The organism is Enterobacter quasihormaechei (genome assembly GCF_004331385.1).
Taxonomy (GTDB): domain Bacteria; phylum Pseudomonadota; class Gammaproteobacteria; order Enterobacterales; family Enterobacteriaceae; genus Enterobacter; species Enterobacter quasihormaechei.
Map to the genome: position 1 here is coordinate 105,770 of NZ_SJON01000008.1, position 13,506 is coordinate 119,275.

Consider the following 13,506-nt stretch of genomic DNA (forward strand, 5'->3'; position numbering starts at 1 on the left):
ATTATGCCGGATGCGCGATATCACGCGTTTTGTGCTCGCGAGGTAACATGACATGCTCGAATGACAGAAAAATAACTGTTTGTTTACAGATAAGTGACGGCCAGGCGTCAGGGGGATGATGGTTGTGTGAAGGGGTTAATATGAAAAAAGCCGGGTGGCGGCTGCGCCTTACCCGGCCTGGAGGGTATCCGTAGGCCCGCTAAGCGTAGCGCCACCGGGCACTACAGACGGCTCAGCCGCCCAGGTACGCGCTCCGCACCGCTTCGTTCGCCAGCAGCGCGTCGCCGGTATCCTCGAGCACCACGCGACCATTCTCCAGCACGTAGCCGCGATCGGCGAGCTTCAGCGCCTGGTTGGCGTTCTGCTCGACGAGGAAGATGGTCATCCCCTCTTTGCGCAGTTGCTCAATGGTGTCGAAAATCTGCTGGATGATGATCGGCGCAAGACCGAGCGACGGTTCGTCCAGCAGCAGCAGGCGCGGCTGGCTCATCAGCGCGCGGCCAATCGCCAGCATCTGCTGTTCACCGCCGGACATGGTGCCCGCACGCTGGATGCGGCGCTCCCACAGGCGCGGGAAGAGTTCGTACACCCATTTGATACGGGTGTGATACTGGTCGCGATCAGCAAAAAAGCCGCCCATCGCCAGGTTCTCTTCCACCGTCATGCGCGAGAAGACGCGGCGCCCTTCCGGGACAATCGCCACCGCTTCACGCATAATTCTGGCGGTCTGCCAGTCGGTAATGTCTTTGCCATCAAACACAATCCGTCCGCTGGTGGCGCGCGGGTCGCCGCACAGGGTGCCGAGCAGCGTGGTTTTTCCCGCGCCGTTGGCGCCAATCAGGGTGACGATTTCACCCTGATTGATGTGCAGGCTGACGTCGTGCAGCGCCTGGATCTTGCCGTAATGCGCATTGACCTTGTCGAACGTTAACATCGCTTTTTCCATCTTATGCCTCACCAAGGTATGCGCGGATCACGTCCGGGTTGTTGCGGATCTCTTCCGGCGTGCCGTTTGCCAGCGGCGTGCCCTGGTTTACCACGTAGATACGGTCCGAAATGCCCATCACCAGCTTCATGTCGTGCTCAATCAGCAGGATGGTGGTGTCGTGATGATCGCGCAGCTCGGCAATCAGCTCGTCCAGCTCTTTGGTCTCTTTCGGGTTGAGGCCCGCCGCCGGTTCGTCGAGCATCAGGATCTCCGGCTGGGTCACCATGCAGCGCACGATCTCCAGCCGACGCTGGTCGCCATAAGCCAGGTTGCTCGCCTGCCGGTTGGCGTGCTGGAGCAGGCCGATACGGTCGAGCCAGGTGGCGGCGCGATCGAGCGCCTCCTCCTGTGTGCGGCGGAAGGCCGGGGTTTTCAGCAGGCCAGAGAACAGGCCGGTTTTGAGCTGCTGATGCTGTGCCACCAGCAGGTTCTCAATCACCGTCATCTCGCGGAACAGCCGCACGTGCTGGAAGGTACGCACCACGCCCATGCGGGCAATCTGCTGGCCCGGCAGCCCTTCCAGGTGCTGGTCGCGCAGCATGATGGTGCCGCCCGTCGGCTTGTAGAAACCGGTCAGGCAGTTGAAGACCGTGGTTTTCCCCGCGCCGTTCGGGCCAATCAGGGAGACGATCTCTTTTTTATGCAGATCCAGGTTCACGTTGTTGACCGCCAGCAGGCCGCCAAAACGCATCATCAGACCGTTAACGGATAATAATGGCTGACTCATGCCTGCTCTCCTTTCGCTTCCGCACGCTTAAGCTTCAGCTGTGGACGCGTCATCGGCAGGAGGCCCTGCGGACGCCAGATCATCATCAGCACCATCAAACCACCCAGCATCAGCATGCTGTATTCGTTAAAGTCGCGCATCAGCTCGCGGGAGACCACCAGCAGGATGGCCGCAAGGATCACGGCGAACTGCGAGCCCATCCCGCCGAGCACCACGATCGCCAGCACAAAGGCCGATTCGGCAAAGGTGAACGACTCGGGGCTGACGAAGCCCTGGCGCGCGGCGAACAGCGTGCCGGCGAAACCGGCAAACGCGGCGCTGATGGTGAACGCGGTCAGCTTGATGCGGGTCGGGTTCAGGCCCAGAGAGCGGCAGGCGATCTCATCTTCGCGCAGCGCTTCCCACGCGCGGCCCAGCGGCATGCGCAGCAGGCGGTTGATCACGAACAGGGTAATGACTACCAGCAGCAGCGCCACCAGGTAGAGCCAGATCACGCGGTCGGACGGGTCATATTTGATGCCAAAGAAGTTGCTGAAGGTATCCCAGCCGCCTTCGCGGGCGGTACGGCTGAACTCCAGGCCGAAGAAGGTCGGCTTCGGGATCTGGCTAATGCCGTTCGGCCCGCCGGTCACTTCGGTATTGTTGAGCAGCAGGATACGGACGATTTCGCCGAAGCCTAAGGTCACAATCGCCAGGTAGTCACCGCGCAGGCGCAGCACCGGGAAGCCGAGCAGGAAGCCTGCGGCGGCAGAGACCAGCCCCGCCAGCGGCAGACAGGTCCAGAAGCCGAGGCCGTAATAGTGGTTCAGCAGCGCGAAGGTGTACGCGCCGATAGCGTAGAAACCGCCGTAGCCCAGCACCAGCAGGCCGGACAGCCCCACCACCACGTTCAGACCGAGGCCGAGGATCACGTAAATCATGGTCAGGGTGGCGATGTCCACCGTACCGCGCGACACCATAAACGGCCACGCCACGGCAGCCACCAGCAGCGCCACGAGGAACAGCTTCTGCTTTACCGTGGTACCGTCGATTGCCGGCAGAACGAACTTCGGCCCGGAGACGTTTTTCAGCGTCTTCTGGAACAGCGGACGCAGCAGCTGGAACAGAAACACCACGGCGGTGCCGATAAACACCCACTGCCAGCGGATGTCGGGGGCGGTATCGACCACCAGTTTCGTGCCGTCCAGCCCTAACTGGACGCCCATAAAGACGCCCGCCAGTACGAAGAACATGGCGGCAGAGAGCAACGCCATAGCAAAATGCATCGGTTTCATACTTTCTCTACCTCCGGACGGCCCAGAATACCGGTAGGCATCACCAGCAGAACCAGAATCAGCAGGGCAAACGACACCACGTCTTTATATTCGGTGCTCAGGTACGCCGAGGAGAGCGCCTCCGCCACGCCCAGGATCAGGCCGCCGATCATCGCGCCCGGAATGCTGCCGATGCCGCCCAGTACCGCCGCGGTGAAGGCTTTCATCCCGGCCATAAAGCCGATGTACGGGTTAATTACGCCGTAGAACTGGCCGAGCAGAACCCCCGCCACCGCCGCCATTGCGGCGCCAATCACGAAGGTCAGAGCGATGACGCGGTCGGTGTTGATGCCGAGCAGACTCGCCATCTTCAGATCTTCCGCGCAGGCGCGGCAGGCGCGTCCCATGCGGGAGTAGCGGATGAAAACGGTCAGGGCCAGCATCGCCAGGAAAGTGACAACCCAGATGACCAGCTGCATGGTGGTGACAGAGGCAGAGAAGTTTTCGCTGGCCCCCACAATCCACTGGCCGTTAAACAGGCTTGGCAGCGCCACGTCACGCGAGCCTTCGGTCAGGCTGAGGTAGTTTTGCAGGAAGATCGACATACCAATCGCGGAAATCAGCGCAATCAGGCGCTTGGAGCTCCGCACCGGCCGGTAGGCCACGCGCTCAATGCTCCAGCCGTAAGCGCTGGCGATCACAATCGCGCCGACAAACCCGGCGGCCACCAGCAGCCAGCTGCTGTCGATGCCCATCATCATCAGCGCGGCGATGATCATAAAGGAGACGTAGCTACCGATCATGTACACCTCGCCGTGGGCGAAGTTGATCATGCCGATAATGCCGTAAACCATCGTATAGCCGATGGCGATCAGCGCGTAGGTGCTTCCCAGCGTGACGCCGTTAAACATCTGCTGCAAAAAGTAGAGAAACTGCTCGGACATATGCAAACCTTTTTATACCCGCCCGGAGAGCCGGGCGGTGGGATAATTATTTGGCGACCGAGGAAGACCCGTCGGCGTGCCACTTAAAGACACCAAATTCAAATCCCTTCAGATCGCCTTTCTCATCCCAGTTCAGCGGCCCAATCACGGTGTTCGCCCCGTGTGCTTTTAAATCTTTCACCAGATCCAGCGGTTCTTTGCTGCCGGTACGGTCCATTGCCGTTGCCAGAGACTGCAAGGCCGCGTAGGTGATCCAGACGTACGGACCGCTCGGATCTTTCTTCTGCGCCTTGAGCGCATCCACGATAGCCTTGTTGGCCGGATCCTGGTCATAGCGTTTTGGCATGGTGACCAGCATGCCTTCGGCAGAATCCCCCGCGATGTTGGACAGAGAGGCATTGCCCACCCCCTCTGGCCCCATAAACTGGGTTTTCAGGCCGGTGGCGCGCGCCTGGCGCAGCATCTGGCCCATTTCCGGGTAGTAGCCGCCGTAGTAGACGAAGTCGATATTCTCTTTTTGCAGGCGGGCGATCAGCGCGGAGAAGTCTTTTTCACCGGCGGTAATGCCGTCGAAGAAGACGATGTTCGCGCCGCCTTTTTTCAGGCCGTCCTGCACGGAGCGCGCCAGACCTTCGCCGTACTGCTGCTTGTCATGAATGATGGCGATACGCTGTGGCTTAACGGTCTCGAGGATGTATTTGGCGGCGGTCGGTCCCTGAGAAGAGTCCAGGCCGGCGGTACGCATGATGTGCTGATAGCCGCGCTGGGTCAGCTCCGGGTTGGTGGCGCCCGGGGTGATCATCAGAATGCCTTCGTCCTCGTAGATGTCGGACGCGGGCTGCGTGGAGGACGAGCAGAGGTGGCCAATGACATACTGGATGCCATCGTTAACGATTTTGTTGGCGACCGCGACGGCCTGTTTCGGATCGCAGGCGTCGTCATATTCCACGCCCACCAGCTTGTCGCCTTTGATGCCGCCCTTAGCGTTGATGTCTTTTATGGCCTGGCGCGCACCGTTGAACTCCATGTCACCCCACTGGGCAACAGGACCGGACATCGCACCCACTACCGCAACTTTAATGTCCTCCGCCATAGCGATATGCGAGATCGACAGTGCGACCATCCCCGCGATTAACGTCTTCGCGTTCCTTTTCATCTCAGAATCCCCATTCGTGAAGTGATGTTTATATTTTGTTTTATTATGGTTAAAAAGCATTCTGTACTTTTAATGAACAACGCTATTTTTACCAGTGCCTTTAAGGGTTTAGCGCGGTTTTTTATCAAAAACCAGACTAATATCTCTATTTTTCAGGAGATTAAGGAAAGATAATATTCTGAATTCAGGCAGAGATAAACAAATAAAAGCGCGTTTTGCAGCATAAAATAACGGTACAATGCGCGGAATAAATCACTGCCCTTCAGGTTAAAATCCTGCTTATTTTTCAATCCATGTGTTTTCGAACTGCCCATGTCGCCGCTAAAAAACGAATCACCTGGCAAACGGGAATAAAAAGAGAACGCGCCTGAGCAAATAAATTGAGTACACTGGCCCTACTTTTTTTGATTTGGACAAGCAGCTAATGAAACTGACTATCGTTCGTCTGGTGACCTTTAGCGAACAGGATCATATCGACCTGGGCAAGATCTGGCCGGAATATTCCCCTTCGTCGTTGGCCGTCGATGAGAACCACCGCATTTATGCCGCGCGCTTTAACGAGCGCCTGCTGGCCGCCGTTCGCGTAACGCTGAGCGGCACCGAAGGCGCGCTGGACTCGCTTCGCGTGCGCGACGTGACCCGCCGCCGTGGGGTCGGGCAGTATTTAATTGAAGAGGTGATCCGCGAAAACCCGAGCGTGACCTCCTGGTGGATGGCCGACGTGGGCGTGGAGGATCGCGGCGTGATGGCGGCGTTTATGCAGGCGTTAGGGTTTACGGCGCAGGCGAACGGGTGGGAGAAGCGCTAAAAACTCGCGCCGCATGAAGCTTGTGCGGCGCAAGTGTGTTACAGCGGCACGCTGATCACGCTCACCGGCAGCGAGCGCAACAGCTGCCCCCAGGCACGGTGGCGGCTTTTCTCTTCACTAATATCCAGCCCGATACCGTATACCAGTTCGCCCTGCCACGTTCCCCAGACATAGCTCATCACCTGTGATGCTCCCAGCCGATGGCTATCCCACTGGGGGTGAAATTCTGCGGGCGTACCGCCGGGATGCGCTTCGCTGATACTGTCACAGGTCGCAAAAAACGCGTGAAATTGCTGGTGCAGAAACGCGTGCTCCAGCTCCTGGTTACTGGCGTCCGCCAGCGTCTGTATGTGCTGCTGAAAGCGAATAAGCAGCGGGCGCGGCGGGCGAATGCCGTAGTAATAATCCAGCAGGTAGCCTAGTCCTCCTTTGCCCGACTGACCATTGATGCGGATGATCCCTTCGTAGCTACGGCCAATATCGTGCGGGTCGAGGGGTAAATAGGGCACATCCCAACGGGTGCGGTATTTTTGCAGCTCCATTGATTTGCGGATCGCATCCTGATGCGAACCGGAAAAGGCGGTGAATACCAGGCTTCCGGCGTAGGGATGGCGCGGCGGCACCGTCATTCCCGTCGCCGACTCATAGACATTCACCACCTGCGGAAGCTGGCTGAAATCAATCAGCGGATCGACGCCCTGCACCAACAGGTTTAACCCCAGCGTGACCAGATCGACATTGCCGGTACGTTCGCCGTTGCCAAACAGAGTGCCTTCTACACGTTCAGCGCCCGCAAGCAACGCCATTTCCGCTGCCGCCACCGCGCAACCGCGATCGTTATGAGGATGCACGCAAAGCGTCACCTTCTGGCGGTGGCGAAGCTTACCTGAGATCCATTCAATCTGGTCGGCATAGACGTTTGGCGAAGCCAGCTCGACGGTAGCAGGCAGGTTGATGATCACCTCCCGCCCCGTCTTCCCCACCCACAGGTCGATAACCGCGTTGCAAATCTCCAGCGCAAAATCCATCTCGGTGGCAGTAAAACTCTCCGGGGAGTACTCCAGCACCCAATTTTGCTCCACCTTTGCCATCTCCTCCAGCAGCCAGCGCACGCCCTGTAGCGCCAGTTCGATCACCCCAGCGCGGCTGAGATTAAAGACCTGCTCGCGCTGCTGTAACGACGTAGAGTTATAGAGATGCACCACCGCCTCTTTTACCCCACTCAGGGCGGCAACGGTGTCGGCGATAAGGTTTTCTCGCGCCTGCGTCAGCACCTGGATGCGTACGTCATCGGGGATCAACCCGTCGTCTATCAGGGTTCGTACAAACTGGTAGTCGGTTTCCGAGGCGGCGGGAAAACCTACTTCAATCTCTTTGTAGCCCATCGCTACCAACTGCTGATAAAGTGCCCGCTTTTGCTGAGGGTTCATTGGCTCCGGCAGCGCCTGGTTGCCGTCGCGCAGATCAACGCTACACCAGCGTGGTGCGTGGAGCAGCGCGCGTGTCGGCCACTGGCGGTTCGGCAGTTCAGGCTGCGGCATCGGGCAATATTTACCACCAGTCACATGCGCGCTCATGCTGCGTTCTCCTGCTTTTTCTCCACCTTCGGGAAAAACCAGAGCGCAATAACCGCACACGCCGCTGAGGCGAGCCAGACGCTGCTCCAGCTAAAGTGCGTTTGCATCCAAGGGATAGCGATCGGAGTGATAAACATCACCACGAACACGCTGGTGTTGCCCATTGCCAGCGCTGTTCCGGCGCGTTTTGCCCCCGCCATTGATGCCAGCTCGGTATAGGCCACGCCATGCCAGGCTGAGACCACCACGCCGGAGAGGATAAATAGCGCCGCCAGTAAGGCAAGGGTTGCTCCCTGATGCGGCAGAGTCGGCCAGATGCCTACCAGCACGCTCAGCAGCACAAAAGCCAGAATGCTTATCAGCGTGCAGCTTTTGAGATAACGCTTACGGTTTTTATTTTTGTCCGTCCAGCGTCCGCTCCAGATACGCGACACCATCGCCCCAACCTGGATAACCGCCAGGCACACGGACACTACGGCCACGTCGATATGGGCGAAGTCGTGCAGGAAGACCGATCCGAAAGTGAGCAGCGCGAACTGCGGCCCGCAGAGAATGCCGATTGCCAGCACGATTTTCCAGATGGCAGGATCGTACAGCGGCCCTTTGCCCGGTACGGCAGACGCAGTAGCGGCCTGAGCCGTATTGCCCCCGACGCGATCCGGCTCGTGCAACCACAGCCAGGCATAAAAACCCACCACGGCGCACAGCAGCGCAGAGACGATAAACATCGTTACAAACCCCCATGTAGCCGCCAGCCAGGGGAGAAGTAACGCGCCAATCCCATAGCCCATCGGTACCGCGGTCTGACGGATACTCATCGCCAGACCGCGCTCCCCCTCCTGAAACCAGGCCATGATCGCCCTGCCGCTGGAGCCGTTTACGCTGCTGCCAAGCAGTCCGATAAACAACACTCCGGTAATAAGCAGGCCGTATGCGGGAATAAAACCGTTATGCGGCGCGGCAAAGGCCGCCATCAGCAGCAACATCGCGCCGGTACTTAACAAGCCGGTCAGCAGGATCGGGCGGTCGCCCCAGCGGTCGGTCAAAAGCCCCCAGGGCAGCTCGCTAATCGCGATCCCCAATCCCAGCATCCCAAGCACGAACCCCAGCTCGGCATTGCTGATGTTGTAATCGGCACGCATAAAGACCGCCGTCGCCGGCAAGCCTCCTACCACCATTGAGAAACAGGCGTTGGCCGCTACGCCAATACCCAACACTTTCCAGCGGTGGCGCGCGCCGCGCAGCAGAGTCGTTGCAACTTCTGTCATCAGAGGGCCTCCTGAGTGGCATTAAACGTCCGGCGAGCCGGGAAAAGATCGGCGGTTTTTCGCCGTTCAGCGGTACTGCCAATCACCTCCAGAGCCGCCAGATGTTTCACGTTATTCACCGCCGCAACGGCATCTTCCAGCACTACGACGTGAAAACCGCGATCGTGGGCGCTCATCGCCGTCGCCAGCACCACAAACTCGGTAGAAACGCCGGCCAGCACCAGCGTGTCCACGCCCATGCTTCGCAGCGTCAATTCAAGGCTGGTCTGGTAAAACGGATCAACCCGATGCTTGCGGACAATGCTCTCCTCCGGCAGCGGTGCCAGCGCTTCGACGATATCCGTCGACCAGGTGTCAAAACGCAACAGCCGGTTGCGACGTGCGATATCAAAAACCTCGGAGCCGGTTGGGCATTCAACGTAGTTTTCAGAAAAACCAACTACCACATGCACCACCGGAGTATGAGCGGCACGCGCCCCTGCCAGCGCCTGAGCAGCCTGTTTAATCACCCCTTTTTCCCGCACCTGCTGGTAGTAACCCATCTGCGCGTATACGCCGTCGGGATGGACTATCTCATTGAGAAAATCCAACATCAGTAACGCCATTTTTTTCATCGTCTTTATTCCTGCTTAAGATCGGCAGCGGGTAGCGCCGTTAAGATGTGTTCTGCAATGGCATCCGCATCGCAGATAAAATCAGTCCAATAGCCCGGGCGGCTGCTGCCAGCGGACATAAACCAGCGCGTGTGTTCGCTGGGAATACCAATAACGTAAAGCTGGGGAACCGCCTTCCCCTGCTGGTTAAGGGGATGATATGGCGCGCGGGTAACCGCCACGCCGCCGGTCTGAAAGCGGGTATCGGCATCTTCCACGGTGAAGTTTTGCCAGAGACCACGCTGCCGCAGCGCCTGAGTCAGCGGCGATAGATCCCGCGTCAGATCCTGCCCCGGCACCCTGGCGTCCAGCAGCGTCTCTACGCGCCACACGGCCCCTTCCACCTGTGGGGAAGAGAGCTCAAAAGCAGCGCTTTCCACGCCGCAGGTGATCTGCATACGCGGCCCGACGACCGCCAGAATGCCGGCGTCAATCAGAGCGAGCATTTGACGGGTTCGGTAGCGCGGCGGCCCGGCGGAAAGCAGCGCACTCACCGGGGAGTAGCGGGAGAGAAACGCATCGCGAAACGAGGCCGGAGCCAGACCGCCGAAATCCACCACTCTGCGCACCAGCCCGCGAGTATCGCGCAGCGTATCCAGCGCTGCCTTAAGCGGGTTATCCACGTTACCTCCCTCCGCGTGTTCACTATCGCGAACCAGCTCTTCGCGCAGCGCGGCATGGAAATGGCTCGCGGAGATGAACCGGCGCTCACGAAAGGGATCGCCGAGCTGATAAATATCCAGTGCAGGCACATCGGTGAGGCCAAAGCGCGCGGCGATGTCCGGCAGGCTATCAAACGCCTCAACCTCCAGCGCCTGCGCGCAGGCACGAAATTCCAGTTCGGCGGAAAGGCCAAAACGCTGGCGCAGCGTGGTGGCGTACCAGGTCAGGTTGACCTCTGCCATCAGCAGCGGCAGCACGTCGCGATCAAAATCGAGTTGTCCGCGGGCGGCCAGGGCCTCGGCACGCTCCTGGGTAAAAAGCACGCTTTGATAGCGGAAGTTAGGGGGCTTCTGGTTACGCCCACGGCCGGGGATGGGCAGACTACTGCGTGAACCGGCCACCAGACGCGGCTCGCGCCCGGAGGGTTGATAGCGCAGTGAGCCATCGGCCTGCTCAATAAACTGGCCGCCGCGCCCGGTGGTTAACGCCGCCATGACATCCAGAAACGACAGCCCCAGTCCTAAAATGCCGACGGCGCTGCCGGGGGCGATCTCCTCCAGCGGCATATCGGCGGCTGAATCGCCAGGCACCCAGCGCAGCGACGGATGAGTGTCTGCATAGGCCTGCCAGCGCTGCTCCTGTTCGCTCAGGCTGTTACGGGGATGGCCGCTGGCAATAACCACGCGGTCTACCGTGAGGGTTTCACCATCGCGAAATAACAGCACCGCCCGGCTATTGTTCAACGGCACTATGTCTGTTACCTCCGCCTGTCGAGGGCAAAAGCGCTGCGCCGGGCTAAACGAGGCTTTGATGCAGTTCAGAACGAAGTGCATATATTCGCCATACAGCGCACGCGGCGCCCAGGCATTCTCGCCAGGGAAGTCGTCCCGCGTGGCACGCCACCAGGCGGCGAGCGAAGGGCCGCAGCCTGGACGAGCCGTTGCCACGTCGCCTTCGCCGGAAAAGGCGGAGACTTCTTCCGCTACGGTATTCATGACGAAAGCGGCATCCTGTTCCTGGCGCCAGATACGGCCCGTTCCGGGGTGCTGTTTATCGATATAGTGGATTTCCACCCCGGCGTCCGGCTGGTCCTGTAAACGCGCGGCGAGGCGTTCAAGTACCGAAAGCGCCCGAGGGCCATTGCCAATAATGGCGATTCGAAGCGCTTCGCTCATGACGCCACCTGCTTTAGCGGATACGGGCAGTCAGCGAGCGCCTGGCTGATGCTATCCAGCGCGGCGATAAGCGTGTCAGTCGCCCCGGCAAACGACAGGCGAATCGCGCTGGATTCCTCCTTGCCGAATGCGGTACCCGGCGTGACGGCAACATGGGCGTGAGTCAGCAGCCAGTGTGTTACAGCCCGGGCGTCCCCCATACCCAGGCCGCTGATGTCGGCGTAAACATACAGTCCTCCCTCCGGCGCCCGGCAGGCGATCCCCGGAATGGCGTTTAGCCGGTTTACCACCAGATCCCTGCGCTGACGGTAGTGCGCCACCATATCCAGCATCGGCTGACGGTCACCAATCAGCGCGGCCAACCCGCCCTGCTGCACGAAGGAGCCGGCGCATCCCACGCTGTGCTGCTGAACTTTAAGAATTTCATTGAGCAGAGTTTCCGGCGCGCTGAGGTAGCCGAGCCGCCAGCCGGTCATCGCCCAGGCTTTGGAGAAACCGCTGATAGTGACGGTACGCTCAAACATGCCGGGTTCCGCCGCGAGGCTACGATGGCGCCCCGGCAGATAGCGGATATGTTCGTAAATTTCATCCATCACCACGAACAGGTCATGCTTCTGCGCGACCTGGCAGACCGCGTCGATCTCCTCTGTTGTTAACACCCGCCCGGTGGGGTTGTTCGGGTTATTAAGCAACAGCACGCGGGTTTTCGCGGTGATGCAACTTTCTAGCGCCTGACGGGTGAGGAAGAACTGATTCTCTTTTGCCAGCGGCAGGGTCACCGGCTTCGCCCCGGCCATTTCCGCCATCGCGATATAGCTCACCCAGCAGGGGGTGGGGATCACGATTTCATCGCCAGGATTCAGCAGCGTCATCAGCGTAATAAACAGCGCGTGTTTCGCCGAAGGCGTCACAATAATATTTTTATTCCACTGAACCGGCAGCTGATTTTCTTCAAAGAGCTGGCTGGCGATGGCTTTTAATAATCCAGGCGTACCTTTACTGGCGGTGTAATGGGTCATGCCATTTTTCATCGCCGTTATAGTGTAATTAGTAATATGATTTGGCGTGGCGAAATCAGGCTCGCCGCCGCCTAAATCATAAATAACTTTCCCTTCCGCCTGCATGGTTTTAACTTTATCGAGAATGGCATAGGTTTCTGATAACCCTATACGCTTTACGCGATCGGCGACGTTTCTCATCGTACATGTTCCGTTAAATAAAGAAATAAATTTTGCGAAGCGGTCTAATCTTCAACCCGGCCAAAAATACCGTTATGCCAGTGTTCCTGATATTTCTCGGCAGTTTGCCGATCGCGGAATGCATAGGTTTTTAATAGCCAGCGGCGCGCGGCATTCTCTTTATCCTTAATTTCAATTTTTTCCCGGTTGTGCAATCCATCCTGGTTGGCGAAGGTTAAAAGGTCGCCCTGCAAAATCCGGTGGCGCTGTTTATCCGCTTTGGTCATCGCCTGCATAAAAGCAATCAGGGCGTCTTTTGCCTCATTGGGCGCCTCTGGCGCAACGTGAGTCAACGTATCCAGGTAACGAATGCTATGGTGATTTTTCAAAATGGCGTGATCCGGCGAGCTCACCTGACGGCGGTTGGTTTCACGGGAGTAAACGTCAAACTGGGTGCGATACCACGGCTGGCGAAGCGCCGCCTGCTGGTCGTCCGTCAGGTGCGCCAGAATGGCTTTGCCGTCAATATAGCCGGTAAAAATCAGCTCCTCGTCCGGGCTGCGTAGACCCAAAAGCGTGACGAAATCAGCGCGTACCGCGTGAGCGGTACGGTCGTTATGGTAGACCAGTTCACTATCGCTAAAACCCGTTAATTGCCCGCTGTATTTGCGAATAGCAATAACATCGGTAAAGAAATCTCCATTATTACGGCTGCCGTAGGCTAATAACGGTGTATCGGTTAGCAGCGAAAAACATTCCAGCAGTACCTCGCCGATAAATGTTTTTTTCTTTTTATATTTATCGCTAATGGGATTTTCCGGATCCAACTCCGGCAAGTCGATATCCCGTGGGCAATTGCGTAATACATGAATATCACTTACGCCCAACTCGCGTTCATTTTTAATTGCGGTACAAATATCGACAAAAAAGCCTGGCACGCCTCTAAAATAACAAATCTCAGCAACCGCAAGCTTAAATACCTGATAATCCGTATAAGGATTAACAACAATTTGCTGGAAGAAGCGGGTTAATTCTTTGTTTTCTTCATCCGAAAAATGATAAAACGGTTTCATGATGTCTTGCACCCTGTTAATGAGCTGATTGTAAGTAAGTAGA

The 13,506-nt window shown here is 58.1% G+C and carries 12 protein-coding genes; 1 reads left to right on the forward strand and 11 read right to left on the reverse strand.

The genetic code is table 11. From position 1 onward, the window contains the following. Positions 1 to 232: 232 nt before the first annotated feature. Genes livF through livK form a run of 5 tightly spaced genes read right to left on the reverse strand, consistent with a single transcriptional unit; the run spans position 233 to position 5,068 of the window. Positions 233 to 946 carry a high-affinity branched-chain amino acid ABC transporter ATP-binding protein LivF gene (gene livF / locus E0L16_RS12525; protein ID WP_074177582.1) on the reverse strand — a complete coding sequence of 238 codons (714 nt, stop codon included), beginning with the start codon at positions 944 to 946 and terminating at the stop codon, positions 233 to 235. Between the two features lies 1 nt (position 947). After that, positions 948 to 1,715: a high-affinity branched-chain amino acid ABC transporter ATP-binding protein LivG gene (gene livG, locus E0L16_RS12530; RefSeq protein ID WP_006812274.1), complete on the reverse strand. Its 768-nt coding sequence runs from the start codon at positions 1,713 to 1,715 to the stop codon at positions 948 to 950. Continuing rightward, positions 1,712 to 2,989: a high-affinity branched-chain amino acid ABC transporter permease LivM gene (locus E0L16_RS12535; protein ID WP_063865377.1), complete on the reverse strand. Its 1,278-nt coding sequence runs from the start codon at positions 2,987 to 2,989 to the stop codon at positions 1,712 to 1,714. Before E0L16_RS12535 ends, livG begins: the two co-directional genes overlap by 4 nt. After that, positions 2,986 to 3,912 (reverse strand): high-affinity branched-chain amino acid ABC transporter permease LivH, encoded by a 927-nt coding sequence (gene livH, locus E0L16_RS12540; protein WP_131637037.1) that lies wholly within the window; start codon positions 3,910 to 3,912, stop codon positions 2,986 to 2,988. Before livH ends, E0L16_RS12535 begins: the two co-directional genes overlap by 4 nt. 46 nt (positions 3,913 to 3,958) lie before the next feature. Then, positions 3,959 to 5,068, reverse strand: a complete 1,110-nt coding sequence (gene livK / locus E0L16_RS12545; RefSeq protein ID WP_131637038.1) for a high-affinity branched-chain amino acid ABC transporter substrate-binding protein LivK — start codon at positions 5,066 to 5,068, stop codon at positions 3,959 to 3,961. Between the two features lie 424 nt (positions 5,069 to 5,492). On the opposite strand from livK, the gene panM reads away from it, so the two are divergent. Next, positions 5,493 to 5,876, forward strand: coding sequence for an aspartate 1-decarboxylase autocleavage activator PanM (panM, locus tag E0L16_RS12555; RefSeq protein WP_063449547.1), 384 nt, complete (start codon positions 5,493 to 5,495; stop codon positions 5,874 to 5,876). A 38-nt stretch (positions 5,877 to 5,914) separates the two neighbouring features. Here panM and E0L16_RS12560 read toward each other — a convergent pair whose 3' ends face one another. Genes E0L16_RS12560 through E0L16_RS12585 form a run of 6 tightly spaced genes read right to left on the reverse strand, consistent with a single transcriptional unit; the run spans position 5,915 to position 13,463 of the window. Then, complete coding sequence (locus E0L16_RS12560; protein ID WP_112792213.1) at positions 5,915 to 7,453, reverse strand: 2-isopropylmalate synthase; 1,539 nt, start codon at positions 7,451 to 7,453, stop codon at positions 5,915 to 5,917. After that, positions 7,450 to 8,721: an MFS transporter gene (locus tag E0L16_RS12565; protein WP_107534115.1), complete on the reverse strand. Its 1,272-nt coding sequence runs from the start codon at positions 8,719 to 8,721 to the stop codon at positions 7,450 to 7,452. Before E0L16_RS12565 ends, E0L16_RS12560 begins: the two co-directional genes overlap by 4 nt. Then, the gene (locus tag E0L16_RS12570) at positions 8,721 to 9,335 is read right to left on the reverse strand and encodes a cysteine hydrolase family protein (RefSeq protein WP_107534116.1); all 615 of its coding nucleotides are present in this window, start codon (positions 9,333 to 9,335) and stop codon (positions 8,721 to 8,723) included. The genes E0L16_RS12565 and E0L16_RS12570 overlap by 1 nt, the downstream gene beginning before the upstream one ends. A gap of 5 nt (positions 9,336 to 9,340) precedes the next feature. Next, complete coding sequence (locus E0L16_RS12575; protein ID WP_131637039.1) at positions 9,341 to 11,212, reverse strand: FAD/NAD(P)-binding protein; 1,872 nt, start codon at positions 11,210 to 11,212, stop codon at positions 9,341 to 9,343. Further along, entirely contained in the window at positions 11,209 to 12,411 is a 1,203-nt protein-coding gene (locus E0L16_RS12580) for a pyridoxal phosphate-dependent aminotransferase (RefSeq protein WP_107534118.1), read from the reverse strand. The genes E0L16_RS12575 and E0L16_RS12580 overlap by 4 nt, the downstream gene beginning before the upstream one ends. A 44-nt stretch (positions 12,412 to 12,455) precedes the next feature. Next, complete coding sequence (locus E0L16_RS12585) at positions 12,456 to 13,463, reverse strand: TauD/TfdA family dioxygenase (protein ID WP_131637040.1); 1,008 nt, start codon at positions 13,461 to 13,463, stop codon at positions 12,456 to 12,458. Between the last annotated feature and the right edge of the window lie 43 nt (positions 13,464 to 13,506).